This is a genomic window from Marinomonas sp. IMCC 4694, assembly GCF_008122525.1.
Classification (GTDB): domain Bacteria; phylum Pseudomonadota; class Gammaproteobacteria; order Pseudomonadales; family Marinomonadaceae; genus Marinomonas.
In genome coordinates this window covers 1-25,893 of record NZ_VSRV01000001.1, presented here as the reverse complement: position 1 = coordinate 25,893, position 25,893 = coordinate 1, and the positions used below count along the sequence as shown (strand labels likewise).

21 protein-coding genes are annotated in these 25,893 nt (G+C 48.2%); 6 read left to right on the top strand and 15 right to left on the bottom strand.

What is annotated here, in order from left to right:
* Nucleotides 1-136 precede the first annotated feature (136 nt).
* The 6 genes from FXV75_RS00105 to FXV75_RS00080 all read right to left on the bottom strand — a co-directional run bounded on the left by FXV75_RS00105 (nt 137) and on the right by FXV75_RS00080 (nt 6,460).
* Complete coding sequence (locus FXV75_RS00105; protein WP_148830499.1) at nt 137-841, bottom strand: glutamine amidotransferase-related protein; 705 nt, start codon at nt 839-841, stop codon at nt 137-139.
* A gap of 40 nt (nt 842-881) precedes the next feature.
* Nucleotides 882-1,691 carry an ABC transporter permease subunit gene (locus FXV75_RS00100; protein WP_148830497.1) on the bottom strand — a complete coding sequence of 270 codons (810 nt, stop codon included), beginning with the start codon at nt 1,689-1,691 and terminating at the stop codon, nt 882-884.
* Nucleotides 1,688-2,623 carry an ABC transporter permease subunit gene (locus FXV75_RS00095; protein WP_410428248.1) on the bottom strand — a complete coding sequence of 312 codons (936 nt, stop codon included), beginning with the start codon at nt 2,621-2,623 and terminating at the stop codon, nt 1,688-1,690. Before FXV75_RS00095 ends, FXV75_RS00100 begins: the two co-directional genes overlap by 4 nt.
* On the bottom strand, nt 2,623-3,777 hold the full coding sequence (locus FXV75_RS00090) for an ABC transporter ATP-binding protein (RefSeq protein ID WP_148830492.1): 1,155 nt from the start codon (nt 3,775-3,777) through the stop codon (nt 2,623-2,625). Before FXV75_RS00090 ends, FXV75_RS00095 begins: the two co-directional genes overlap by 1 nt.
* A gap of 102 nt (nt 3,778-3,879) precedes the next feature.
* Nucleotides 3,880-4,971 carry a polyamine ABC transporter substrate-binding protein gene (locus FXV75_RS00085; protein ID WP_148830491.1) on the bottom strand — a complete coding sequence of 364 codons (1,092 nt, stop codon included), beginning with the start codon at nt 4,969-4,971 and terminating at the stop codon, nt 3,880-3,882.
* A 154-nt stretch (nt 4,972-5,125) separates the two neighbouring features.
* Entirely contained in the window at nt 5,126-6,460 is a 1,335-nt protein-coding gene (locus FXV75_RS00080) for a glutamine synthetase family protein (RefSeq protein WP_148830489.1), read from the bottom strand.
* Between the two features lie 606 nt (nt 6,461-7,066).
* Between FXV75_RS00080 and FXV75_RS00075 the strand changes: the two genes are divergently transcribed.
* Nucleotides 7,067-7,891 carry a helix-turn-helix transcriptional regulator gene (locus tag FXV75_RS00075; protein WP_148830487.1) on the top strand — a complete coding sequence of 275 codons (825 nt, stop codon included), beginning with the start codon at nt 7,067-7,069 and terminating at the stop codon, nt 7,889-7,891.
* Between the two features lie 49 nt (nt 7,892-7,940).
* Here the strand turns inward: FXV75_RS00075 and FXV75_RS00070 are convergent, their stop codons facing one another.
* Together FXV75_RS00070 and FXV75_RS00065 are read right to left on the bottom strand one after the other, a co-directional pair.
* Nucleotides 7,941-8,636: a TetR/AcrR family transcriptional regulator gene (locus FXV75_RS00070; RefSeq protein ID WP_148830485.1), complete on the bottom strand. Its 696-nt coding sequence runs from the start codon at nt 8,634-8,636 to the stop codon at nt 7,941-7,943.
* Between the two features lie 53 nt (nt 8,637-8,689).
* Nucleotides 8,690-9,967, bottom strand: a complete 1,278-nt coding sequence (locus FXV75_RS00065) for an NAD(P)/FAD-dependent oxidoreductase (RefSeq protein ID WP_148830483.1) — start codon at nt 9,965-9,967, stop codon at nt 8,690-8,692.
* A 241-nt stretch (nt 9,968-10,208) separates the two neighbouring features.
* Here FXV75_RS00065 and FXV75_RS00060 point away from each other — a divergent pair, with 241 nt between their 5' ends.
* Together FXV75_RS00060 and FXV75_RS00055 are read left to right on the top strand one after the other, a co-directional pair.
* Nucleotides 10,209-11,552 (top strand): glutamine synthetase family protein, encoded by a 1,344-nt coding sequence (locus FXV75_RS00060; protein ID WP_148830481.1) that lies wholly within the window; start codon nt 10,209-10,211, stop codon nt 11,550-11,552.
* Between the two features lie 121 nt (nt 11,553-11,673).
* Entirely contained in the window at nt 11,674-12,792 is a 1,119-nt protein-coding gene (locus tag FXV75_RS00055) for an extracellular solute-binding protein (RefSeq protein ID WP_148830479.1), read from the top strand.
* A 190-nt stretch (nt 12,793-12,982) separates the two neighbouring features.
* On the opposite strand, the gene aguA is transcribed toward FXV75_RS00055, so the two are convergent.
* On the bottom strand, nt 12,983-14,059 hold the full coding sequence (gene aguA, locus FXV75_RS00050; protein WP_148830477.1) for an agmatine deiminase: 1,077 nt from the start codon (nt 14,057-14,059) through the stop codon (nt 12,983-12,985).
* Between the two features lie 10 nt (nt 14,060-14,069).
* Nucleotides 14,070-14,960 carry an N-carbamoylputrescine amidase gene (gene aguB / locus FXV75_RS00045; protein WP_148830475.1) on the bottom strand — a complete coding sequence of 297 codons (891 nt, stop codon included), beginning with the start codon at nt 14,958-14,960 and terminating at the stop codon, nt 14,070-14,072.
* 199 nt (nt 14,961-15,159) lie between these two features.
* Here aguB and FXV75_RS00040 point away from each other — a divergent pair, with 199 nt between their 5' ends.
* Together FXV75_RS00040 and FXV75_RS00035 are read left to right on the top strand one after the other, a co-directional pair.
* Nucleotides 15,160-16,650 carry an aldehyde dehydrogenase gene (locus tag FXV75_RS00040; RefSeq protein WP_148830474.1) on the top strand — a complete coding sequence of 497 codons (1,491 nt, stop codon included), beginning with the start codon at nt 15,160-15,162 and terminating at the stop codon, nt 16,648-16,650.
* A 12-nt stretch (nt 16,651-16,662) separates the two neighbouring features.
* Nucleotides 16,663-17,946: an NAD(P)/FAD-dependent oxidoreductase gene (locus FXV75_RS00035; protein ID WP_148830472.1), complete on the top strand. Its 1,284-nt coding sequence runs from the start codon at nt 16,663-16,665 to the stop codon at nt 17,944-17,946.
* A gap of 113 nt (nt 17,947-18,059) precedes the next feature.
* Here FXV75_RS00035 and FXV75_RS00030 read toward each other — a convergent pair whose 3' ends face one another.
* Nucleotides 18,060-18,473, bottom strand: coding sequence for a winged helix-turn-helix transcriptional regulator (locus FXV75_RS00030; protein ID WP_148830470.1), 414 nt, complete (start codon nt 18,471-18,473; stop codon nt 18,060-18,062).
* Nucleotides 18,474-18,556: 83 nt separating this feature from the next.
* Here FXV75_RS00030 and FXV75_RS00025 point away from each other — a divergent pair, with 83 nt between their 5' ends.
* Nucleotides 18,557-19,402, top strand: coding sequence for an SDR family oxidoreductase (locus tag FXV75_RS00025; RefSeq protein ID WP_148835091.1), 846 nt, complete (start codon nt 18,557-18,559; stop codon nt 19,400-19,402).
* 163 nt (nt 19,403-19,565) lie between these two features.
* Here FXV75_RS00025 and gyrB read toward each other — a convergent pair whose 3' ends face one another.
* From gyrB to dnaA, 4 genes are all read right to left on the bottom strand, one after another.
* The gene (gyrB, locus tag FXV75_RS00020; RefSeq protein WP_148830468.1) at nt 19,566-21,989 is read right to left on the bottom strand and encodes a DNA topoisomerase (ATP-hydrolyzing) subunit B; all 2,424 of its coding nucleotides are present in this window, start codon (nt 21,987-21,989) and stop codon (nt 19,566-19,568) included.
* Nucleotides 21,990-23,096: a DNA replication/repair protein RecF gene (recF, locus tag FXV75_RS00015; RefSeq protein ID WP_148830466.1), complete on the bottom strand. Its 1,107-nt coding sequence runs from the start codon at nt 23,094-23,096 to the stop codon at nt 21,990-21,992. It abuts the gene before it with no gap.
* Between the two features lie 110 nt (nt 23,097-23,206).
* The gene (dnaN, locus tag FXV75_RS00010; RefSeq protein ID WP_148830463.1) at nt 23,207-24,304 is read right to left on the bottom strand and encodes a DNA polymerase III subunit beta; all 1,098 of its coding nucleotides are present in this window, start codon (nt 24,302-24,304) and stop codon (nt 23,207-23,209) included.
* A gap of 32 nt (nt 24,305-24,336) precedes the next feature.
* The gene (gene dnaA / locus FXV75_RS00005) at nt 24,337-25,893 is read right to left on the bottom strand and encodes a chromosomal replication initiator protein DnaA (protein ID WP_148830461.1); all 1,557 of its coding nucleotides are present in this window, start codon (nt 25,891-25,893) and stop codon (nt 24,337-24,339) included.

The following is a 25,893-nucleotide window of genomic DNA, read 5'->3' as shown; positions in this document are numbered from 1 at the left end:
AATCTTGTATCAAAAAAAAACAACACAAATAAAAAGGAGCGGAGAGCAGGAACGAAAAAAAAACGGTGAAACACCCAAGCGCTTCACCGTAACAAAATGGGCCTCGTACGACGTATAAATTAACGCGGCGTCACTCCTAACCTTGAAGAAAACGTCCGATCCACGCCATGAGCTGATCATTATCTATGTTCTCTCGAACGACACTAGCACGCGCCTTAATCGCTTCTTCGGTGGTCAAGGTTTTGCCATCGTACATATCAATCAATTCGCTTTCATAGGCTTTCGAAAATTCAGGGTGACCTTGAAAAGTTAAAATACGATCTTGATATATCAAGCCCGCATATTGACAAAAATCACTGGTCAAAAACGTTGTCATTTTTTCTGGTTTCTCAACCACTTGATCCTGATGAAAGGCGCAAAAAGCCATGTCGTTGCGGTCCAGTGATATGTCAACAGAATCGATAACCTGATAATGATGAACGCCTACCCCCCAGCCACCAGTGAACTTCTCAACACGTCCACCCAAGGCACGAGCAATCACTTGATGACCAAAGCAAATGCCAACTAACACTTGACCCTTTGCATCGACCTCACGAATAAACTCACACAATTGCAGGATCCACTCATCATCGCCATAGGCGTCGGATTTTGAGCCCGTAATCAACCAGCCATCGCACACGTCCGTGCTGGCTGGAAACTCGCCTAAACGTACGTCGAAGATATCGAACGATAATGAAGACTCCAACGCCGAGAGTTGCTGAGCAAACATCTCAGCGTAGGTCGGATACTCAGAACGCAACACATCGGGCGTGATACCCGCGGCAAGAATGCCTATTTTCATACTTTATCTGCCCCTAAAAAAGCACGTTTATAATACGACGTTACGGTTTTTGAAAGCGATTCTGGCGACGCATAATCACAATGGCTGCGATCACAGCGATCGACACAATCAGGATCATCAAGGTCGCCAACGCGTTAATTTCAGGCGTCACACCCAATCGAACTTTCGAGAAGATCACCATCGGCAAGGTCGAATTACCCGGCCCAGATACGAAGCTGGCAATCACCAAATCGTCCAGCGACAAAGTAAACGACAACAACCAACCGGACAGAATCGCCGGTGAAATCAATGGCAGAGTAATCAGAAAAAACAACGAAACCGGCTTAGCGCCCAAATCCATCGCCGCTTCTTCCAAGGTCTCATCCATAGACGCCAAACGAGACTGAACGACAACCGCCACATACGCTAAACAAAAAGTCGTGTGAGCGATGACGATCGTTGTAGTGCCTCGCCCTGCTGGCCAGCCAAACATATTTTCCATCGCAACAAACAGCAGCAACAAAGACAATCCCGTGATCACTTCCGGCATGACCAAGGGGGCGGTCACCCAGCCTGCCATCATGGTTTTGCCGCGAAAACGTCTCATACGGCTGAGTACGAATCCCGCCAGCGTACCCAAAATCGCGGCCAAGGTCGCACTGATAAAAGCAATTTTAAGGCTGACCCAAGCTGCGTTCATGATCTGTTCATTGCGGAACAACTCGCCGTACCATTTAAGCGACCAGCCCCCCCAAACGGTAACCAGTTTGGACTCGTTGAAGCTGTAAATGATCAGTGCAACGATGGGCGCATAAAGAAACAAAAAACCAAAGCCAGCGCTAAATTTGAGCGCGAAAGAATGACCCTTCATACCGCCTCCTTGTTGCCATTACGCATGAACATAATCGGACCCACTAAGACGATCAACATAACAATCGCAACGGCAGACGCCAGAGGCCAATCTCGATTTAAGAAGAACTCATCCCACAATACTCGACCAATCATTAAAGTATCGGAACCGCCCAACAAAGAAGGAATCACGAACTCACCGACGGCCGGAATAAACACCAACAAACAACCCGCAATGATGCCCGGCTTCGCCAAAGGTAACGTTACCAGACAAAATGCACGCCACGGTTTTGCACCCAAATCCAGCGCCGCTTCCACCAAGCTCATGTCCATTTTTTCCAACGTGGTATACAGAGGTAAAATCATGAAGGGCAAATAGGTGTAGACAATGCCTAGAAACACCGCAAAGTCGGTTTGCAAGATTTGCAACGGCTGATCAATCAAGCCCACCGACATCATAATGTCATTCACTAAGCCATTCTTTTGCAGGAGCGCCATCCAAGCGTACACCCGTAATAAAAAAGACGTCCAAAAAGGCAAAATTACCAAGGACAACAATACGGTACGCATCGTCGGACCACTACGAGCGATTAGGTACGCAATCGGAAAACCGATGATCAAAGCAAAAAATGTTGAAATCGCTGCAATGCGTAAAGAACTGAGATACGCGTCTAAATAAAAGCGGGACTCGAACAAAAACAAATAGTTGCCAAAGGTGACTCTTAAGGTAGCAAAGGCAGAATCCGGTTCCCATTGCAGCAGCGGTGAATAAGGTGGCACGGCAATCATGGCTTCAGACAAAGAAATTTTAAACACCACTAAAAAGGGTATAAAAAAGAACGCCGCCAGCCACAACATGGGCATCAAGATAACCAACCAACGACCCAAACGAAGGCTTTGCAAACGCTTTAATAACGTAGGACGCGATGTTTCGACGGTAGCGGAAGGTGTCATCATGAGGTGAGTACCACGCTGCTGTCGGCATCCCAAGATAAATACACCTGATCATCCCACGTTAGACGGTCTCCTGCGTCGCGCTGTGCATTGGGCTGGGTGATACGTAATTCTTTACCAGAGGCCAGACGCACCTTGTAAATAGACTGGCTGCCCATGTAAGCCACTTCAGTAATAACACCCGCTGTGGTGTTGTTTTCAACCGCAGGAGCATCGCGTGTAATGCGCATTTTTTCAGGGCGAATCGCCACACTGACCGTTTGATTGGGCGCACAACTGATGCCATGGTTCAGATAAATAAGCGTGTCGGCGTCGGCGCAATGAATGGTCGCGCTATCACGCTCGTCAGTCATCACGGTACCATCGAAGATATTCACATTACCGATGAATTCAGCCACGAAGCGATTATTAGGGTATTCGTAGACTTCATGGGGTTCGGCGGTTTGGACAATCACACCGTTGTTCATCACACCGATGCGTGTCGCAAGCGTCATGGCTTCTTCTTGATCATGAGTCACCACCACGAAGGTAATGCCTAGCTCTTCTTGCAAACGCATCAATTCAAATTGGGTTTCTTCGCGCAGTTTTTTATCTAAAGCACCAAGCGGCTCATCTAATAATAAAAGCTTGGGACGTTTGACTAAAGAACGCGCTAACGCGACTCGTTGGCGCTGACCACCGGACAACATATGCGGCTTACGGCGGGCAAGATGACTAAGTTGCACCATGTCGAGCATGTCGGCAACGCGTTTTTTGACTTCCGCGCTAGGCAAGCCTTCACGTTTTAAACCAAAGGCCACGTTCGCTTCCACGCTTAAATGCGGAAACAAAGCATAAGACTGGAACATCATATTAACAGGACGTTCCCAAGGCGATACATGAGACATGTCTACGCCGTCGATGATAATACGACCCGACGTTGGGGTTTCAAAACCCGCTAACATGCGCAGCAGGGTACTTTTACCCGAGCCTGAGCCGCCCAATAGACAGAACAGCTCGTTCTTGTAAATGTCTAAGGACACATTATTAACCGCGGTAAAATCACCAAACTGTTTATTTACTTGCTCAATACGAACAAACGGCTGCACGTCTTTTTGACGCCAAATAGGCATCGTTTGAGACGTCACAATAGGAGAACCAGTAGACACAGACATAACCCCACCTGTCAGTATGAATGTATTCGAAGAGGGCGAATCTTATAGACTTCGCCCTCACATCGAAAGACGGTAAATCAAAACGACTTAACGTAAAGCAGCTTAACGACCGGTTTTAATGTTTGTCCAAGCGCGCGTTAGCAGGCGGTCAAAACGCGCTGTATGGGCCACTTGCACATACAGTTTTTCTTTAACAGCTTGAGTTGGGTACACACCTTTGTTATTCGCCACGTCTGCGTCTAACAATGGCTCTGCAGCCGTATTCGGAACCGCGTAATAAACATAGTTAGAAATGGCGGCCGCGATCTCAGGCTTTAAAATAAAATCGATGAATTTATGCGCCGCGTCAGCATGAGGGGCGTCAGCAGGAATGGCCATCAAATCGAACCACACCAAGGTGCCTTCTTTTGGAATAACGAAGTTAATGTCTACACCTTGTTCCGCTTCTTCCGCACGGCTTTGAGATTGTAAAATATCGCCGTTATAGCCTACAGCAACACAGATCTCACCGTTCGCAAGATCGGAAATATATTTACTGGAGTGAAAATATTTTATGTTGTCTTGGGCTGTGGCCATCAACTTAGACGACGCCTCTAGCTCGCCCTTGTCTTCCGAGTTGGGATCAACTTGACGGTAGTTGTTCACAATAGACATCATTTCAGCAGGGGAATCCAGCACAGCAATACCACAGTCTTGCAGCTTCGCGGCAATGCTTGGATTGAACAGTACGTCCCAAGAATCGATGTCTGTGGTTCCCAAGCGCTCTTCAATCATTTTGGTGTTGTAACCGATACCAATTGTGCCCCATGCGTAAGGAATATTGTATTGATTGCCCGCATCGTGCTTTTCAATTTGCTTGGCTAGAGTTTGGTCTAAATTAGGGTAGTTGGTCAGTTTACTTTTGTCGATTTTTTGATAAACACCCGCTTGCAGCTGGCGCTCAAAAAAGGAGTTGGACGGCATCACCAAATCGTAACCTGAACCACCTGCCATCAATTTGGCTTCCAATGCTTCGTTACTGTCGTACACGTCATAGTTGACCTTGATACCGGTTTCTTGGCTGAATTGCTCCAAAGCGCCCGGTGCCATGTAGTCAGACCAGTTATAAATGTTTAACACGTCTTCTGCGTAGCTGCTTGCTGCGAAAGTCGATACCGTCGCGGCGATGAATGCACTGATTGCTTTTCGTTTCATAGAGAATTCTCCCATTGTTAGCCAACGTCCGCTGACTGGATCCAAATATAATAATGCGTTTTTGCGCGCAAGCTCTGACTGAGCTTTCTTGTCTTTTTAACTCTGTTCGTCGCATTTTGCACGATAAATAAAGGCAAACTACGGACCAAATCCATTACAAATACGCCTCATATTCCACGTTGGAAATACGACTGTGTATTTTCATTTGCTCTTGCTCTTTTGCGGCGCCATAGACACGAACAAACTCTTCGCCCATGTATTCCGTCAAAAACGCGCTGTCGGCAAAAGCTTCCGTCGCCAATTCCCAACGATTGGGCAGCGGCTCAAAATCGTCTGACATCGCATAAGCGTCCCCTTCGATGGGAGCCGGTGGCGACATTTTCGTTTCGATACCATGCAAAGCCGCACCCAATACCGTCGCCAGCACTAAGTACGGATTCGCATCGGCGCCCGCAACACGATGCTCAATACGACGCGCTAGGTGTTCGCTTTCTGGAATGCGCACCGCCACAGTGCGGTTTTCATAACCCCAACTGGCAAAGGTGGGGGCATGAGCACCACTTTGGAAACGACGGAACGAATTTAAATGCGGCGCGAAGACCAACATCGAATCCGACATGTGATGCAATAAACCCGCCACGGCTTGTTTCAGCAAATCTGACCCTTCTACGGTTTCGTTGTTAAAAACATTGTTACCGTCTGCATCAAGCAAACTGAAATGCACATGGAAGCCATTACCACTTTTGTCTGCGTATGGTTTCGCCATAAAAGTCGCACCGAAATCATGCTGACGCGCCACGCCTTTAATAAGACGCTTAAACATGATCGCATGGTCTGCTGCTTGAACCGCGTCATCCGTGTGTTTCATGTTGATTTCAAACTGGCCGGGACCCAATTCAGAAATGATCGTGTCGGCCGGGATGCCTTGTATCTCACAGGCTTGGCGAACTTCAGCAAAAAAGCTTTCGAGCCCGTCCATTTCTTCGATGGAATAACAGTCGGTTTTGTTCAAACGCACGCCATTGCCTTCCACAATAATGGGTGGAGAAGGGCGACGCTGGGCTTCGGACGTGCCGTCTAACAGGTAAAATTCCAATTCGGTGGCCACAACCGGCGTGTAACCAAGCGCTTTGAAACGATTAACAATGCGAGTCAGTAGTTGGCGAGGATCGGGGTAAAAAGGCGTGCCATCCGCGTTGTACATCATCGCTAAGATCTGATCACGAGCCGATTCCGCCCATGGCACAGGAATCGGTTCAGGATGAACGGCCAAGCAAATCCCATCGCTGTCACCGGTTTCGAATACCATGCCGTTGTCCAGCACGTCATCGCCCCAATGATCAAAACCTATCACTGATTGGGGGAGCTTAACGCCGTTTTTCATTACGTACCTGAGGCCGCTGGAAGGCATACGCTTGCCGCGTAAGTTACCATTTAGATCAGTAATGAACAGATCAAACTCGTTATTCCCTTCATACATATCCGACATACACTATTCTCTTTTGAAATGAGTCTTGCTGAAAAAGACGCTGTTTTGGTTGATTCATAATCGAGTATTTATTCGTTTTTATCGAGATAAATGCGTGACGCAAATCAAATAATTTTAATGTAATTCACCTTAACCCGATAAAATGCTGCAAGTAACTATCCCCGAATGGGTATAGGCAAACATGGACACAATTGTGTAAAAGTGACAATGAAGGATAAACATATATTTCATGAGTGCCGTCTATATGCCTTGTTTATATTAGGAAATACAGAAAAAAAGACACTTTAATTCTCAGCACTAACGTACACAATCCGACATATTGTTCAGGTTATGATGGTATTTTTACTACAGAAAGAATTACAAAGTCGATGTAAATTTCATTTAAAATAAACAAATTTAAATAGGCAAAGTTGTCTTATCACAAAAAAATAAAACCGAACAAAAAATCGGCTTATATGATGCGCATTCAATACTCAATACGGCACAGTATTTGCTTTTGTATAGGTATTTTTTTATCGGTACACTAAGACCCTATGAATGAGCGCTACACAGACATGCATTGGGTCGGAAATAGATCTATTGGGTCTACAAATAGGACACGTTGTTATGCAAAGAAACACACTAGGGGGGCATCTAACCCTACCTGAGCTTATGCGGGACTTAGGTACGCTGACTAGCCATATTCGTGTGCCCAGTTTTCCCAGTACACTAAAAAGCGTCTTATCGAATCTTTGCTATTTCGACACCTTTATCATCGTCACCTATAAAAAAGCGCTGAAACCGTTGCTGATTTTCCCCAGCGATCCTTGCGAACAAAGTCATACACTACGCTTGTATTTGAGCCAATCTTATTTGCTCGACCCGCTGTTTAACGCCATTCAGCAGGGTATCACGCCTGGGGTGTACCGTTTGGTCGACATGGCACCCGATTCGTTTGAAGAAACCGAATATTACCAAACCTGCTATCGCAACTTTGACCTCGTTGATGAAATCAATATTCTGGTGGATTTAGATAAAACGACAACCTGCGCCATCTCGTTGGGGCGACAAAAAGCCGTTGGCTCTATTCGCCGTTCAGAGCTGAACAACCTCAAAATGATTTTTCCTGTGCTAGAAGCGTTAGTCAGTCAGTTTTGGCTGGCGCAATCGGGAGAGTTTGTTGAACAAGCCTCGCGTTCGGGCCCATTGAAGCACGCGTTAAAGACCTTTGCGCACGGGGTGTTAACCACCCGCGAACAGGAAATTTTGGGGTTATTGCTAAAAGGTCACTCGTCAAAATCCATCGCCAACGAACTGAACATCAGCGCAGGCACCGTTAAAGTGCACCGTAAAAACATTCATGCCCGTTTGAACACCTCCAGCCAATCTGAGATCTTCACCCTATTCTTAAGCCACCTAGACACTTTGGATCGAGAAAAAGACGCCTTGTAAACACTTCTGTCTGTAACGCTTTCTGTTTCTAAAAAATAGACAGCCCTGACTAAATGCTGGTGTCCATGTCTGCGTCGCTTAAATGACGCTCTAATAAGCAAGTTAACATTAACTTTAAATCAGACAAGGTACGCGAGGCACGGCGTTCGTTTTGGTTAACAACGACCAGATAGGTACTGTGTGTCACTTCTAGGTACAGACGTGCAATGCGTTCACGTTCGCGCACGTGCTTTTTCAGTCCGATGCGTTTAAACACCTTCGCCATTTGCGAGATCACCATGTCGTCGTGGCGTTCGTCCAATTCTCGCAGCTCCTGTACCGAAAACATCGCCTGCACCAAGCCTAATACCGCCCGTTGCTGGCGATAAGTACGAAGGTTCGTATCGATCACTTGATCTATAAAAGCCGACAAAGTCATGGTTTCTAACGACCATTCTTGGATTTCGGTTAACACCACTTCAATACTGTCGAGCCAAGACTTGCCCATCGCATACAAGATAGCGTGCTTATTGGGAAAATAGTGATACAGAGAGCCAACCGAAATGCCCACTTCTTTGGCAATGATCGCTGTGTTTAAATCGTTCAAGCCAACCGTTTCGAGCAGTTCGCTGGTCACATCGAGAATTTGCTGCGCGCGTTTAATTGAGCGCGACTGCACCGGCTCGCTGCGCGGTGACACGGATTGCATTGTTTTTACGGCTGTCGGTGTTGGTGGCGTTTTCGCCGTCTCGGATGAACTAGGCATAGTCGAAAAGGGTGTCCTTCTTCTGTGATTAAGATAAAACGCTGAGATAAAACCTAAGGCAAACGGTCCAGCATCGAATAATACAACATCCCCGCCACCAGCCCAGGCCAGCGTAACAGTGTGCCACCGGGAAAGTCATGACTGGGCAAACGCTCAAACGCGTCGACTTCCTCTAACGACCCCTGAACCGCTTTCGCAAACATCGCGCCGGCATAGGTTGCCAACGCAACGCCATGACCCGAATAACCTTGCGCCACAAACACGTTGTCTTTTTGACGTGAAATATTTGGCATGCGATTGAGCGTGATCGCCAAAGTGCCACCCCAAGCATGATCAATCCGATAGCCGCCCAGCTCAGGGTAGGTTTCAACCATGTGCTTTTTTACAAAGCTGGCAATGTCGCGAGGGAATCGGGGGCTGTAGTTTTCACCGCCGCCCCACAACATGCGATTGTCTTTCGATAAACGATAATAATTCACCACAAATTTCGAATCCGCCACGGCCACTCGGTCGGGGTTGATACGGCTTACAATGTCTTCAGGCAAAGGCTCGGTGGCGATAATAAAATTGTTTATTGGCATGATTTTACGTGCCGCTGGGCCATTTAAATGGCCTAAATACCCGTTGCAGGCGAACAACACATAACGGCAGGTGACACGACCTTTCGCGGTGATCACTTCTGGCTGCTGACCATCAGTGTATTCCACCACAGGCGAGTGTTCGTAAATCGTCGCGCCATGAGACTCCGCCGCATTCGCCAAGCCCAACACAAAATTCAATGGATGAATGTGCGCACCTTGCTCGTAGTATTCGCCACCAAAGTATTGCTCTGTACCCAGCTTGTTCGCCACGGCATCGGCGTCTAAAAAGCGCACACCCTCATAACCTAATACGTTACGTTTGTAATCGACCGCGTCTTTAATGTCGTCGGTGTGGCCTTTTTTAGACGCTACGTGCAACACGCCCGGCGTCAGATCGCAGTCGATGTCATACTGAGCCACTAAATTTTTAACCATCTCTACGGAATTGACCGAGGTTTGCCATAAAAGGTCAGCCGTGTCTTTGCCCACTTTTTTGATCATATCGGCGTGACTCATATTATGACCTTGGCAAATTTGTCCGCCATTGCGACCCGATGCGCCCCAGCCAATCGTTTGCGCTTCTAACAAGGTCACTTGATAGCCCGCTTGCGCCAAATGTAACGCCGCCGATGTACCGGTAAACCCTCCGCCTATAATGCAGATGTCCACTGTGTGATCACCCAGCAATTGAGGTCGACTTTTCACGCCGCGCGCCGTTGCCTCATAGTAAGAGGATGCGTGTTTGCTCAAAAGGGACTCCTATCATCGTGTACAATTTAATAACCGAATAATTGATCGATTTTAGGGCGGATGTCAATTGTAATATCAACTTATTAACCGAGTATGTATTGATTTCAGAATCAAACTAAAATATGGTTTAAACCGAATTATTATTCGGGTTGACTATTTTTCAACCGAATAGTAAAAAGAGAATAGCCGGCATTTATTACCGCTCAACAGTATTCGTTGAGCAACCAACGTAAGGTGAGTTATGACAGAGCTTGAAGCTTTTTTAAAAGAGCATTCGATTACTGAAGTCGAGTCAACATTAGCGGACATGACGGGAAACGCACGGGGGAAATTTTACCCGACCTATAAGTTTCTTGCTGAAAAAACGGGGCGTATTCCTGAAACGGTACTGGTGCAAAGTGTGACGGGCGATTGGGCCGACAATCACTACGACATCATCGATGCCAGCGACCGCGACATGGTGCTCAAACCCGATCCGAAAACCTTACGCATGGTGCCTTGGGCCGACGAACCGACCGCACAAGTCATCAACGACTGCTACACTCACGACGGCAATCTGCACCCGTTAGCAAGCCGAACTATTCTACGCCATATTTTATCCCTGTACGAAAAAGAAGGCTTAAAACCCATCATCGCACCGGAAGTCGAATTCTACCTCATTCAACCCAACACCGACCCAGATTACGAGCTGAAACCCGCAGTAGGGCGCTCGGGCAAACGCGAAACCTCGCGTCGCTCTTACAGCATCGACGCCGTAAACGAATTTAATTCCATTATTGACACGCTTTACAGCTATTGCGAAGCGCAAGATTTGGACGTGGATACTCTAATTCATGAATCGGGCGCGGCACAAATGGAAATCAACTTCATTCATGGGGACCCATTAGACCTGGCCGATCAGGTGTTTGTGTTCAAGCGAACTTTGCGCGAAGCCGCTTTAAAACATGGCGTCTATGCAACTTTTATGGCCAAACCGATGAAAGACGAGCCGGGCAGCTCGATGCACATCCACCAAAGCTTGGTCGACGCCAAAACGGGGGAAAACGTTTTTGATAACAATGGCGAACCCAGTGAATTGTTCTACCATTATTTAGGCGGTTTGCAAAAATACACTCCGAATGCGATTTCTTTCTTTGCGCCCAATGTGAATTCTTACCGTCGTTTCTCGCCAGAGATGGCCGCTCCGATTAATATGAATTGGGGCTTCGACAACCGCACCGCAGGGCTGCGCATTCCGTTTGCGCCACCGCAAGCCACACGCATTGAAAACCGCTTCCCCGGTGCCGACTGCAACCCGTATTTGGCCATCGCCGCGACACTGGCATGCGGCTACTTGGGCATGAAAGAGAAACTGCACCCAACCGAGCCGACCAAAGCCAATCAGCCTCCCTCGGATCATCCTGATGTAGAGATCGCACGTACCTTAGAAGAAGGTTTGCGTTTACTGGAAGAATGCGAGCCATTGTGCGAAATCTTAGGACAAGACTTCGTCACGGCGTACATGGGCGTCAAACGCAGTGAATTCGAGACATTTAACCGCGTTATCAGCTCTTGGGAGCGTGAGCATCTGTTACTCAATGTTTAATGATTAAATACTGAACGAGTCAATGTACGTGAATCTGTGCTTATTTTTAACCAACCCACACCATGATTAGGATACAAAAGCTTAACTTGGTGTGTGGCTTTATCATAAAAGGAACCAAACCATGACAAACCCTAAGCGATTCTCCCGTTGTATCTTACCCATAGCTGGCGTGGTCTGTGCGTTGGGCAGCGCCACGCCTGTAATGGCCGAAACACTGAAGTTCTTCAATTGGTCGGATTACATGGCAGAAGACACCATCGCCAATTTCGAAGAACAAACCGGCATCGATGTGATTCAAGACGTGTTCGACAGCAACGAAGTGCTCGAAGCCAAACTGCTCGCCGGCAATTCCGGTTACGACTTAGTCGTGCCAACGGCGTCGTTTATGGGTCGACAAATTCAAGCTGGGGTATTTGATAAACTCGATAAGAGTGCCCTAACTAACCTACACCATGTTGATCCAGAGCTGCTGGGCTTTTTAGAAGCGGTTGATCCAGGCAACCTATACGGCGTGCCATATTTGTGGGGAACAACGGGCATCGGTTATAACGTCGAGAAAGTGAAAGAAGCGCTGGGCGACGACGCGCCGGTGGACAGTTGGGACTTGGTCCTCAAGCCAGAAAATATGCAAAAATTACAATCGTGCGGTGTTATGTTTTTAGACTCACCTGATGAACTGTACCCACTGGTGCTGAATTACCTTGGCAAAGATCCAAACAGCCGCACCCCAGCCGACTACGCGCTGGACAGCGAAGGCGTTGAGTTGCTAAAAAGCGTGCGCCCTTACGTTCGTCAATTCCATTCTTCCCAATACATCAGCGCTCTGGCCAACGGCGATATTTGTGTGGCGATTGGCTGGTCTGGAGACGTGTTGCAAGCGCAAGACCGCGCGATTGAAGCCGATAATGGCGTGAACATCGAATACGCGATCCCAAAAGAAGGCGCACAAATTTGGTTTGATATGCTGGCGATTCCAAAAGCGGCCGACAACAAAGAAGCCGCTCACGCTTTTATCAACTACTTATTGCAACCCGAAGTGATCGCTGACGTGTCTAACTACGTGGCCTACGCCAACCCCAATATGGCGGCAATGGACTTGCAGGACGAAGAAATCCGCGACAATGTGGGTATCTACCCACCCGCCGAGGTGAAAAAGAAACTCTTCGCACAAAAAGTCCGTGGTATTCGCATTGAACGTTTAATGGCGCGCTTGTGGACCAACGTGAAAACCGACCGTTAAGGTTTTATGTGTTTTGATTTAAGTTGATTTAAGTTGATTTAAATTGATTTAAATTGAGTTGAGTTGAGTTGAGTTGAGTTGAGTTGAGTTGAGATGAGATGAGATGAAATGAAATGTATAAACACCGAGCGATAACATCGCTCGGTGTTTTTTGCTTTTTGGCTTGAATCAGGCCCAAGTTAAACTCAGTTTAGGCAGGAATTTGCTGCGTAATGCAGTGCAAATTGCCACCGCCTAACAAGATGTCCCGCGCTGGAATACCAATCAGCTTGTGCTCAGGAAAGGCGTTTTGCAGCACCACGTGAGCGATGGTGTCTTGTGCTTCGTCTAACAGCGGATAAAACACCGCACCATTGCAAATCAGGCAATTAGCATAAGACCCCGCCAAACGATCGTCGGTGGCACGCTCCATACGCTCTGGCTGCACCAAGCCCGCGGCTTCCTCTTCGCGGATATACAAAGGCCCCGGCATCGGCAAAGCATGCACCTTGATCTCACGGCCTTTGGCGTCGCGCGTGTTCGATAGGATCGACAACGCCTGCTGACTGATCGCATATTGCGGGTCGTTTTCATCGTCGCACACCGTTAGCAAGACTTCGCCTGGGCGCACCACGTGCAAAATATTGTCGATGTGACCGTTGGTTTCGTCGTTGAACAAACCCAACGGCAACCAAATAATGGTCTCAACGGACAAGTAACTTTTGAGCAAGGATTCAATGTCTTCACGGCTTAAATTAGGATTACGGCTAGGGTGCAACAAACACTCTTCCGTGGTGTACAAAGTGCCTTCGCCGTCACAGTGAATCGATCCACCTTCTAAGATAAAAGGTGCGTGGTAGCACTGCACGCCTTCTATTGTGGCGATGTTTTGCGCGACCTTCTCGTCGTCTGCCCAGTCATCATACAAGCCGTCTAGCTCGCCGCCCCACGCGTTAAACTGCCAATCAACCGCACGCTTTTCACCGGCCTGATTAATCACCATAGTCGGTGCGGTATCCCGCAACCAAGCGTCGTTGTACGCCATTGGATGAAGCTCTACCGAGGCGGGCAACATGCTTTTGGCTTGCGCTTCATACTCTGGCAACACCGCCAACTTTACCGTGACGTAACCGCTTAAACGCTCAATAAAATGGGCGAACGCTGCTTGCGCTGGCAAGCCGTTTTCGCGCCAATTATCAGGGCGCGTCGGCCAACCTAACCACACACTCGACTGCGGGCTGTGTTCGCCCGGCATCCAGAATTGATCCGCTTTTGGGGTCGTTAACATAATGACTCCTTTATTTGGCGGTCGATTTTAATTGGCCGTCGAGGGTTTGGATCACACCATAATGCTCAGGACGACGATCACGGAACAGCCCCCACGCTTTGCGTTGCGTACGCACATGGTCTAAATCAAAGGTGTGAATCAATACGCCCTCGCTGTCGCGGTCTGCTTGCTCAACCAATTCACCGCGCTCATCACAAATAAACGATGAGCCGTAAAACGTCAGCGCCAAATCACGATGTTCGGCACTTTCTTTACCAATACGGTTCGAAGCAATGACCGGCACCTGGTTCGCCGCCGCATGGCCGCGCATGGTGTTGGTCCAATGGGGCATACTGTCTAAATCGGACTGGCTAGGCTCTGAACCAATCGCCGTTGGGAACAATAAAATATCGGCCCCCATTAACGCCATAGAACGAGCGGTTTCAGGGAACCATTGATCCCAACAAATGCCCACACCAATGCAGCCAAACTGTGTATTCCATACTTTAAAGCCAGTATCGCCAGGGCTAAAGTAGTATTTCTCAAGGTAGCCATCGCTGTCTGGAATGTGCGTTTTACGGTATACACCCAACAATTCACCGCCCGCGTCGATCATCGCCAAGGCGTTAAAACGCACTTGGCCCGCTTGTTCGTACCAGCTAAAAGGCAACACCACATTGAGCTCGGCCGCTAAGGCTTGAAAGCGTTTAAACGCCGCGTTTTCTTCCAACGTCGTTGCTAAATCATGATAAGGCTCGTGAATTTCAATGCAGAAGTAGGGCGTTTCAAATAACTCTTGAATCAGAATCACTTGCGCACCTTTGGCCGCTGCAGATCGAATCAGCTTCTCAGCACGATCTACGTTTTCTTCTTTGTTCCACGTGCAATGCATCTGCGTAGCAGCAACAGTAACCTTTGACATAAACGGATTCTCCAAGCGGTATTGTGTAATGGGGATGCTTTAGTATGACATAGCTAACTTACTCATCGTCATCTTAGTGGGTTCGTAAAATTACGATATACCCCCACGGGGATATAGTACGATAGGGGGCGGCTCAGTTAGCTTAGAACCATAGCAACCCATTTAGTCTATCGGCTAAATATAAAGGAAGGAATAACGTATGAAAACCTACCAAGAATGGCAAGCTCTTCGCGATACCATTCGCCTGCACAGCGAGGCTTACATTAATGGTGGTTTCACACCCGCCCAAAGCGGTGAAACATTTGCCTGTATTAACCCAACCGACGAATCCCTTTTGGTCAACATGGCCAGCTGCGACGAAGCCGACGTCAACCTCGCCACCGATGCGGCCAAAGCGGCCTTCAAAAGCGGCATATGGTCAAATATGGCCCCCGGCAAACGCAAACGCGTGTTGCAAAAATGGGCCGATTTACTCGAAGCCCACCAAGACGAATTGGCCTTAACCGACACCCTAGACATGGGTAAATCCATCTCTGAAATGGTCAACATCGACGTGCCAGATTCCATTGATGCGTTGCGCTGGTCGGCCGAGTGTATCGACAAATTGTACGGTGAAATCGCACCCACCAACCCGAACCACTTGGCGCTGATCAGCCGCGAACCACTCGGTGTGGTTGCTGTCATCACGCCATGGAACTACCCCTTAATGATGGTGATGTGGAAAATCGCACCCGCGTTAGCGGCGGGCAACTCCGTTATTTTAAAACCGTCGGAAAAAGCGCCGTTAAGCGCCTTGCGCATTGCCGAATTGGCCACTCAAGCGGGCCTTCCTGATGGCGTATTCAACGTGCTTCCGGGCTTTGGTCATACCGCCGGCAAAGCGCTGGCCTTGCACCACGACATTGGCACCTTGGCGTTCACTGGCTCCAGCCGTGTGGCCGGCATGTTGATGCAATACGCGGGGCAGTCGAATATGAAACGCGTGTGGCTCGAAGCGGGCGGTAAATCGCCTTGCCTCGTGTTTGACGATTGCAAAGACATACAAGCCGCTGCAAAAGGCGCGGCGTCAGCCATCTTCACCAATCAAGGCGAAGTGTGCATTGCCTGCTCTCGTTTATACATTCACAGCAGCATTAAAACAGAATTTATGGTCGCGCTCATTGACGCGGCAAAAGCGTATGTGCCTGGCGATCCACTCAACCCTAAAACGAAAATGGGCCCGATGGTCGACAAAGCGCAACTCGATACCGTGAATCGTTTCATCAACAGTGCCATCGCCGACGGCGCAACGCTCGCCTTAGGCGGTGTGCGTGAATACCATGAAGGGCAGGGCTTCTATGCACAACCCACGATTTTCACCGACGCTTCTCACGAGATGGAATTCGTTCGCGAAGAAATCTTTGGGCCCGTGCTGGCCGTGATGACTTTCGACACCGAAGAAGAAGCCATTGCGTTAGCCAATGATTCAAAATACGGCCTCGGCGCGTCGATTTGGACCAACGATCTGTCCCGCGCGCATCGCGTTAGCCGCTTGTTGGAATCGGGTATGGTGTGGGTTAATACTTGGGGAGATGGCGACACGACCGTGCCTTTTGGCGGTGTGAAAGCCTCTGGAAACGGCCGGGATAAATCGTGGCATGCTCTGGAAAAATACACTGAAATCAAAAACACTTGGATCAGCTTAAAATAGCAGGGATTTTCTATGACATCACCAAATCATGCCAATTCGTATTACGCCGCCTCTGCTAACGACAAGGCCATCCGTCCTCAACTGACCGGCGAACATCGCTGCGATGTCTGTGTGGTGGGCGCGGGCTTCACCGGTATTTCAACCGCTTTGAGCTTGGCCGAAAAAGGCAAGCGTGTCATCGTCGTAGAAGGCTCACGCATCGGTTTTGGTGCATCGGGCCGTAATGGCGGGCAAATCGTCAACAGCTTTAACCGAGACATCGATTATATTTTCAACAGCTATGGCGACGACATCGGCAAAAAAATGGCCAAAATGGCCTTTGCCGGTTCTGAATTAATCCGTCATCGCATTAAGAAATACGACATCGATTGCGATCTAAAACACGGCAACGTGTTTGCGGCCTGCAACCCAAAACAATTTGAAGACCTCAAAGCCAAAAAAGCGTTGTGGGAATCTCACGGCCACAACGAACTGGAACTGCTTTCGGCCTCATCCATTCAAGATCACATCGGCTCAGATCGTTACGCCGGTGGTTTATTAGATCGTAAAGGCGGTCATATCCAGCCCTTGAACCTAGTACTGGGTCAGGCGAAAGCGTTCGAAGCATTGGGTGGGCAGATCTTTGAAGATTCCGAAGTCATTCGTCTTGAACAAGGCAAGCCTGGCAAAGTCGTCACAAAACAAGGCACCGTCATTGCCGACACCGTGGTCGTCGCGGGTAACGCCTACATGTTTGGTTTATTACCCGACATTGAGAAAAAAGCCATGCCCTGTGGCACACAAGTGATCACCACAGAGCCTTTATCGGAAGCTATCCAAAAACAACTGTTACCAACAGGACTGTGTGTAGAAGACTGTAACTATTTATTAGATTATTACCGCTTGTCTGGCGACGGTCGCTTAATTTATGGTGGCGGCACCACGTATGGCGCCCGCGATCCAGGTAAAATAGAGTCCATCATAGTGCCCAAGATGCTCAAGACTTACCCCGTACTTAAAGACGTGAAAATCGACTTTGCTTGGACAGGTAACTTCTTATTAACCATGATGCGCATGCCGCAAGTGGGTAAAATCGGCGACAATCTTTACTACGCCCAAGGCTACTCCGGTCACGGTGTCACCAATTCCCACCTCATGGGTGAAATCCTATCCGATGCTATCCACGGCGACACCGAACGTTTCGATGTGTTTGCCAGCATGCCGCAGTATCAATTCCCCGGCGGCCGCATGCTGCGTATCCCGTACACCGCCGTTGGCGCTGTGTACTACAACCTGCGCGACAAATTGGGTATGTAAATTCATTGCCTACTTTCTTCAGTCAAACACATCGCTATCCAGCGGTATGTTTGGCTGGAGCTATATGAAGTAAGTGTTCACTTTCAAAAAAAAACGCTTTAAATATAAATAAATTACGTTTTTAATTCATCGTTCTGCAAAGACTGAGCCGCCAAAATATCGGTAATATTGTCTTCAATCCAATCCGCCAAACTGGCCACTCGAACGGACACTTCTAGCCCTAAATCCGTCAGACTGTATTCCACATGAGGCGGTACCACAGGATAAGAAGTACGTAACACAAAGCCATCTAATTCCAAGGCTTGAAGAGTTTGCGCGAGCATCTTTTCACTGACACCCACAATCTTACGACGCAATTCACTAAAGCGCTGTGTGTCACCATCTTTAAGAGCAACCAACACCAACACACCCCAACGACTGGTGACATGTTTCAAAATATCACGGGAAGGGCATTTGTCTGAAAACACATCGCCTTTCTCAAATAAGCGCGACATGCCGTTCTGTGAAGTTTGTACATTATTTTCCATACTTACCTTTTTGTACGTACTTACTAAAAGTTTGTTAGTGATATATTCTACTTCCATCAACTCAAAACACAAAGGAGAATATGATGATTTTAGTTACTGGCGTATCTGGCCAACTTGGCCGTTTAGTTATCGATAACCTTTTAAACACCACACCAGCAAACCAAATCGTGGCAGCGGTTCGTAACCCAGAGAAAGTCGTCGATTTAGCAGAAAAGGGCGTTCAAGTTCGCCAAGCGGATTATAGCGACCTTGATTCTCTTGTCGCGGCAATGCAAGGTGTCGAGAAAGTATTGTTGATCTCTTCAAGCGAAGTAGGCCAACGTACGACTCAACACAGCAACGTCATCAATGCGGCCAAACAAACAGGTGTTTCTCTGATTGCTTACACCAGTATCTTGAACGCGGACACATCGCCTCTTATTTTGGCAAAAGAACACGTAGAAACAGAAAATCTGTTAGCGGAATCTGGCGTACCCTATGTACTACTTCGCAATGGCTGGTACTCAGAAAACTACACAATGGGCGTAGCAACCGCACTAGAGCATGGTGTTGTTGGTTGTGCCGAAGATGGAAAACTGTCTACTGCAGCACGTGCAGACTATGCTGCTGCCGCTGCCGCAGTACTGGTTAAAGATGGACAAGCTGGCAAAGTATACGAGCTAGCAGGTGACAACGCCTTCACCCTAAGAGAATACGCCGCCGCGATTAGCAAAGTGTCAGGCAAAACGGTGGCGTACCAAAACGTTCCAGAAGCGGAATACACCCAGATTCTTGTTGGTGTAGGCTTACCAGAAGGCTTCGCAGCGGTTCTTGCGGACTCTGAAGTCGGTGCGTCGAAAGGCGGACTATTCAACGACAGCAAAACACTGTCAACGCTGATTGGGCGTCCTACAACCTCGATCGAAGCCAGTATCAAAGCGGCGTTGTAAGTTGCCAAATAGGGCTTAATTTGACAGCCTGAAAATTAAGCCCTATAAACTAGTTTTCGCTCTACATTTAGGGATGGCGGATTCAACCTTGAAGTGCATAACACATTATAAAAAGCCCCAGCTTCTTTCGAAGCTGGGGCTTTTTATTTTATAGATCAAATACTTATACGTCTAGATTCGCGACGTTTAGTGCGTTTTCTTGAATGAAGTTACGACGTGGTTCTACTTCGTCACCCATCAAGGTGGTGAACATTTGGTCAGCCGCGACGGCATCGTCGATGGTGACGCGCAGCATGCGGCGTACTTCAGGGTCCATGGTGGTTTCCCATAGCTGCTCTGGGTTCATCTCACCCAATCCTTTGTAGCGCTGGATGGTCATGCCGCGAGAGGCTTCTTTCATCAACCACGCTTTCATGTCACTGATGGTGTTCACCGGTTCACGACGTTCGCCACGTTGAATGTAAGACTCTTCACCAAACAATTCGTCCACGGTTTCAGACATGGCCACGATGCGCTTGTACTCTGGCGAGTTAAAGAAAGTGCCTTCAAAGCGGTAACGGTTCGATACCCCGTGCGACATGATGTCCACAACGGGCAAATAGAGGTTACGTTCGTCATCTTTTTCCACAGAGAAGTCAAAACGAAAGCCAGTGCGCGCATCTTGTGGCATTTGGGCACGAATCGCTTCTACCCATTCCAGCACAGCGGCTTCGTTGGTGAGATTGTCTTGCGTTAAGGCTTTGCAATACAAAAGTTTACTCATGACATCTTTTGGATACACACGAGACAAACGATCAATGTCGGCTTCAATTTGAATGTAATCACGAACTAATTTTGCTAACGGTTCGCCTTGAATACCTGGCGCATCGGCGTTGACGTGCATGTGCGCGCCGTCAAGCGCCACTTCGATCAGATGCTGATCCATAGCGGCTTCGTCTTTGATGTACTGTTCTTGCTTACCACGTTTGATTTTAAACAACGGCGGTTGTGCAATGAAGATATGACCACGCTCGATGATTTCTGGCATTTGACGGAAGAAGAAGGTCAACAGCAGAGTACGAATGTGCGATCCATCCACGTCGGCATCGGTCATGATAACGATGCTGTGATAACGCAGCTTGTCGGCATTGAATTCGTCACGGCCGATACCACAACCCAATGCGGTGATCAGGGTACCTACTTCAACCGACGCCAGCATCTTGTCAAAACGGGCTTTCTCGACGTTCAAGATTTTACCTTTTAGGGGCAAAATCGCTTGTGTACGACGATCACGACCTTGTTTTGCAGAACCACCCGCAGAGTCACCCTCCACTAGGTAGATTTCAGAAAGCGCTGGGTCTTTTTCCTGACAGTCGGCCAATTTACCCGGCAAGCCTGCGATGTCTAGCGCGCCTTTACGACGCGTCATATCACGGGCACGACGTGCGGCTTCACGGGCACGGGCAGCGTCGATCATCTTGTTAACGATGATTTTAGCTTCACTCGGTTTTTCCAGTAAATACTCAGAAAAACGCTTGGCCATTTCTTGCTCTACGGCGGTTTTTACTTCCGACGAGACGAGCTTGTCTTTGGTCTGGGAAGAGAACTTAGGATCCGGTACTTTAACCGACACAATCGCGGTTAACCCTTCGCGGCTGTCGTCGCCGGTGGTGGCGACTTTTTGCTTTTTCGCCAGCCCTTCTTTTTCAATAAAGGTATTGAGCGTACGCGTTAAAGCACCACGGAAACCGGCTAAATGCGTTCCGCCATCGCGCTGAGGAATATTGTTGGTGTAACAGTAAATGTTTTCTTGGAAACCTTCGTTCCACTGCAACGCCACTTCGACCGCGATGCCGTCTTCTAGGTCATCACGCTGGCAGATAAAATGGAAAATATCGTTGATCGGTGTTTTGTTGGTGTTTAAATGCTCAACAAAAGATCGTAAGCCACCGCTGTAATTGAAAAAATCTTCTTTTCCTGTGCGCTCATCTTTTAGTCGGATGGCCACGCCTGAATTCAAGAATGACAATTCACGCAGGCGCTTTGCTAAGATGTCATAAACAAACAGAATATTGTTAAACGTCGCAGGTGAGGGCTTAAAATGTACCGTCGTGCCAGCGCCGTCCGAGTCACCGATCACAGCCAGTGGCGCTTGGGGTACGCCATGCACATAATGCTGTTCGTACACTTTACCACTTTTACGAATCGTCAGGGTCAGTGCTTCAGACAACGCGTTTACCACAGACACACCCACGCCGTGCAATCCACCAGACACCTTGTAAGAGTTGTCATCGAACTTACCGCCGGCGTGTAACACCGTCATGATAACCTCGGCGGCAGATACACCTTCTTCTTCGTGAATATCTACCGGAATACCACGGCCGTTATCCGACACAGAAATCGATTCGTCAGGGTGAATCAGTACCGTAATCGTATCGCAATGGCCAGCAAGGGCTTCATCAATGGAGTTGTCCACGACTTCAAACACCATGTGATGCAAACCGGTGCCATCGTCCGTATCACCAATGTACATTCCTGGGCGTTTACGCACGGCATCTAGGCCTTTGAGCACCTTAATACTGGACGAATCGTAATTATTTTCACTCATTTAGCTCTCCTGTAAACCTTTGCTCAATAAAGACAGCTCGCCGTTAGTCATTGAAAACTGGCGAACGTCTGTGGTGTCAGCCCACGTAAAATCTGTGGTATCAGGCTCGACACTGGTAATAAAAATTTGGCTGTTTAATGACTCCAACAACTGACACAGTTTTTGTCGGTGGTTGGCGTCCAGTTCCGCAGGTAAATCATCCACTAACAATACCAAGGGGCGACCCATATCAATCAATAACTGCCCTTGGGCAATTTTTAACGCCGACACCACCAGCTTTAACTGGCCACGAGACAAAGAATCTTGGGCATCACCTGTCGCTGTTTTCACTCGCAAATCCGCCCGCTGAGGGCCGGTATGGGTGTAACCCAGTTCGATGTCTCGCTCGCGCCCCGCTTCAACGGCCATGTGTAGATCTTTTTGCGCATCCCAGCCTTGAAAAAACTGCAACGAGACAGAAAGTTCCGTGGTTAACTGCGCTAGAACCGCGTCAAAATGTGGCGTCAATTTTGCCACATACGCTTTACGAGATTGATTAACTTGCTCACCTAAGCGGATTAATTCTTGATCAAATGCCGCCAATAAACTGAGCGATATTTTACCACGTCTGAGTAAGGTATTCCGCTGTTTTAATGCTTTTTGCCAGCCTCGCCACGCTGGAATGAAGTCTTTGTCAAAATGGAACGCGCCCCAGTCAACAAATTGGCGTCGAATGCTGGGTGCGCCTTCCAATAATCGAAACGCATCGGGATTAATCAACTGCACCGGTAGACGTTCAGCTAATTCAATGACTGACTGGGCGCGCTGACCTTGTATCCGCACATCGATTTGACCGTCACGAAAGCGTTGCAAGCCGACTCGAATCGGGCTGCCTTGAGGCTGATGCAATTGGGCGAAGACAACACAGGCATCGTGATCGTGCTGGATGTAGGTTTTGTGTTTGTGGCTGCGAAACGAGCGACCGAAGGACAACAAATGAATGGCTTCGAGCACCGAGGTTTTGCCGCTGCCGTTTTCACCAACAATGATATTGACTTGGGGCGAGGGTTCAAAACGCACACTAGAAAGGTTGCGAACATGAGAGATGTCCAAACGCACCAGCGGCATAACGAATAAACCTTACGTAGGGTAGGGAAGTCTCGCTTGGCATGCTGCGGAGTCAATGCCAAGCGAGTGATAGAGCAATTATATTGAAGAAACTCGGTATGTCACAACCACTACAAACGCATTGGCATCACAACGTATTGCGCGGCATGGCTATTGGCTTCTTCGATTAGAGCGCTGCTGTTGGAATCGTTCAGGGACAGGCGCACTTCTTGGGTGTCGACGACACCCAGTACGTCCAACAAGTAACCGACGTTGAAACCGACTTCCATGTTGTCGCCTTGATATTGCACTAACACGGACTCTTCGGCTTCTTCTTGCTCTGGGTTATTCGCATGCACTTGCAACATACCATTTGACAGAGTCAATCGCACGCCACGGTATTTTTCGTTTGACAAGATCGACGCGCGAAGAAACACTTGACGCAGCTCTAAACGGTCAGCAATGACAATTTTTTCGTTATTGCGTGGAATCACTCGGTGATAATCTGGAAATTTGCCGTCCACCAACTTAGAAGTAAATACATACTCGGCTACTTTAGCACGAATGTGATTAGTGCCAATGGTCAGCTCCACAACGTCGTCGGTATCGCTCAACAAACGATTCAGTTCCAGCACGCCTTTGCGCGGCATAATGACTTGCGTCAAATCACCACTGACTTGTGCGTCTTCTACTGCTGTCGCCAAACGGTGGCCATCGGTGGCCACAACACGAAGTTGACCATCGGCCACTTCCAACAACATGCCGTTTAAATAATAACGCACATCTTGGTTCGCCATGGCAAAACCGGTGCGGTCGATTAAACGACGTACGCTGTTTTGCGCGATTGATACCGTTAAATCACCGTGCATGTCTTTGATATTTGGGAATTCGTCCGCCGGCAAGGTCGATAAACTAAAACGCGAACGACCAGAACGGATCACGGCTTTTGGCCCGTCTAATGTAAATTCGATGACCGCGCTATCGGGCAAGCTTTTGCAGATGTCCATCAGTTTGCGTGCCGGAACGGTGATGCGGCCTTCTTCACATTCATCTAAAGGCAGATGTCCGATCAATTCGACTTCGGAATCAGAGCCGGTCAAGGTCAAGGTTTGATTATTAACCTCTACTAACACGTTGGCTAAGACAGGCATGGTTTGCTTACGCTCTACCACACCGGCCACGAGCTGAAGTGGCTTAAGAAGTGTCTCGCGGACGACTGAAAATTTCATTATTTTCCTCGTAAACTCAAAGTCTTAGACCATCAGGTGGTCAGAATTCGCATTAATTGTTTGTAGTCTTCACGGATGTCAGAATCCGTGTCTTGTAGTTCTTTTATCTTACGAATCGCATGCAATGCCGTGGTATGATCACGACCCCCAAACGCATCGCCAATTTCTGGCAAGCTGTGATTCGTTAATTCTTTCGCCAATGACATGGCCACTTGGCGAGGCCGAGCCACAGATCGACTGCGACGCTTTGAAAGCAAATCGCTGATCTTAATTTTGTAGTATTCCGCCACAATGCGCTGGATATTATCAATGTTCACCAGCTTATCTTGCAAGGCCAAAAGGTCTTTTAATGATTCGCGCACGAAATCCGGGGTGATTGCACGACCGGTGAAGTGCGAGTTGGCAATCACACGCTTTAAAGCGCCTTCTAATTCTCGTACGTTGGAGCGAATTTTCTGCGCGATAAAAAACGCCGAATCGTATGACAACTTAATGCCACTTTCGTCGGCTTTGCGCATCAAAATCGCCACGCGAGTTTCTAATTCAGGTGGCTCAATCGCCACCGTTAAGCCCCAACCAAAACGGGATTTTAAGCGATCTTCAAGGCCTTGAATTTCTTTAGGATAGCGGTCACAGGTTAAAATCATCTGTTGACCGCCTTCTAATAAGGCATTGAAGGTATGAAAGAACTCTTCTTGTGTACGGTCTTTGCCGGCAAAAAATTGAATGTCGTCTATTAATAAAGCGTCCACCGAACGATAGTAACGCTTGAAATCGTTAATGGCGTTCAATTGCAGTGCTTTAACCATATCAGCAACAAAACGCTCAGAATGCAAATACACGACTTTCGCATTCGGGTTGTGGCGCATCATTTCCGTGCCGACCGCTTGCATTAAGTGCGTTTTACCCAGTCCAACGCCCCCATAGATAAAAAGTGGGTTGTAGGCACCCCCTGGATTTTCTGCGACTTGCAAGGCCGCTGCATGAGCAAGCTGGTTGGATTTCCCTTCAATGAAGTTATCAAACGTAAACGAATTGTTTAAATTGGCGCCGTGATTGATACCGCCTTCCACTTGAACTTTACGTTTCGGTGTCGCCAATGGCAGCTGCCCTTGTTCATAAGGCTCAAGCTCACCACGCAACCCTCGACCATTCGTCGAAAGGGTTAATGGGGCCTCAAATTCAAGATCCGCATGAGGCGTACTCTCTTCATAGTCCATCACTCCAAACCCAGGGCGATACCCCGACTCCCTCACCACTTCATTGTTCAAAGGGCTAACAGGCGAAGCATTCGATAGAGGTGGTGGGGGCGGTGTCGATTGATTGGCTTGAGCGAAGTTTTGAGTATTTACCGCCAGTTTTAAAACGGGGGCCAAATCATCGCCAGAAAACTCAGACAACAACTCTTTTATGCGCGTTTGATATTTGTTACTCACCCAATCTAATACAAAGCGATTCGGTGCACTTAGGCACAGGTCTCCATTCGGCATCATTTCAGCCTGCAATGGACGAATCCAGGTATTAAACTGAGAGGTGGAAAACTCACCCTGCAAACGCTGCAGACAAAGATTCCAATGCTCCAAAGACAC

Excerpts from the sequence above, each read along its gene's own strand:
- FXV75_RS00105 (WP_148830499.1), bottom strand. The coding sequence starts at position 841 with ATGAAAATAGGCATTCTTGCCGCGGGTATCACGCCCGATGTGTTGCGT.
- FXV75_RS00100 (WP_148830497.1), bottom strand. The coding sequence starts at position 1,691 with ATGAAGGGTCATTCTTTCGCGCTCAAATTTAGCGCTGGCTTTGGTTTT.
- FXV75_RS00095 (WP_410428248.1), bottom strand. The coding sequence starts at position 2,623 with ATGACACCTTCCGCTACCGTCGAAACATCGCGTCCTACGTTATTAAAG.
- FXV75_RS00090 (WP_148830492.1), bottom strand. The coding sequence starts at position 3,777 with ATGTCTGTGTCTACTGGTTCTCCTATTGTGACGTCTCAAACGATGCCT.
- FXV75_RS00085 (WP_148830491.1), bottom strand. The coding sequence starts at position 4,971 with ATGAAACGAAAAGCAATCAGTGCATTCATCGCCGCGACGGTATCGACT.
- FXV75_RS00080 (WP_148830489.1), bottom strand. The coding sequence starts at position 6,460 with ATGTCGGATATGTATGAAGGGAATAACGAGTTTGATCTGTTCATTACT.
- FXV75_RS00075 (WP_148830487.1), top strand. The coding sequence starts at position 7,067 with ATGCAAAGAAACACACTAGGGGGGCATCTAACCCTACCTGAGCTTATG.
- FXV75_RS00070 (WP_148830485.1), bottom strand. The coding sequence starts at position 8,636 with ATGCCTAGTTCATCCGAGACGGCGAAAACGCCACCAACACCGACAGCC.
- FXV75_RS00060 (WP_148830481.1), top strand. The coding sequence starts at position 10,209 with ATGACAGAGCTTGAAGCTTTTTTAAAAGAGCATTCGATTACTGAAGTC.
- FXV75_RS00055 (WP_148830479.1), top strand. The coding sequence starts at position 11,674 with ATGACAAACCCTAAGCGATTCTCCCGTTGTATCTTACCCATAGCTGGC.
- aguA (WP_148830477.1), bottom strand. The coding sequence starts at position 14,059 with ATGTTAACGACCCCAAAAGCGGATCAATTCTGGATGCCGGGCGAACAC.
- aguB (WP_148830475.1), bottom strand. The coding sequence starts at position 14,960 with ATGTCAAAGGTTACTGTTGCTGCTACGCAGATGCATTGCACGTGGAAC.
- FXV75_RS00040 (WP_148830474.1), top strand. The coding sequence starts at position 15,160 with ATGAAAACCTACCAAGAATGGCAAGCTCTTCGCGATACCATTCGCCTG.
- FXV75_RS00035 (WP_148830472.1), top strand. The coding sequence starts at position 16,663 with ATGACATCACCAAATCATGCCAATTCGTATTACGCCGCCTCTGCTAAC.
- FXV75_RS00030 (WP_148830470.1), bottom strand. The coding sequence starts at position 18,473 with ATGGAAAATAATGTACAAACTTCACAGAACGGCATGTCGCGCTTATTT.
- FXV75_RS00025 (WP_148835091.1), top strand. The coding sequence starts at position 18,557 with ATGATTTTAGTTACTGGCGTATCTGGCCAACTTGGCCGTTTAGTTATC.
- gyrB (WP_148830468.1), bottom strand. The coding sequence starts at position 21,989 with ATGAGTGAAAATAATTACGATTCGTCCAGTATTAAGGTGCTCAAAGGC.
- recF (WP_148830466.1), bottom strand. The coding sequence starts at position 23,096 with ATGCCGCTGGTGCGTTTGGACATCTCTCATGTTCGCAACCTTTCTAGT.
- dnaN (WP_148830463.1), bottom strand. The coding sequence starts at position 24,304 with ATGAAATTTTCAGTCGTCCGCGAGACACTTCTTAAGCCACTTCAGCTC.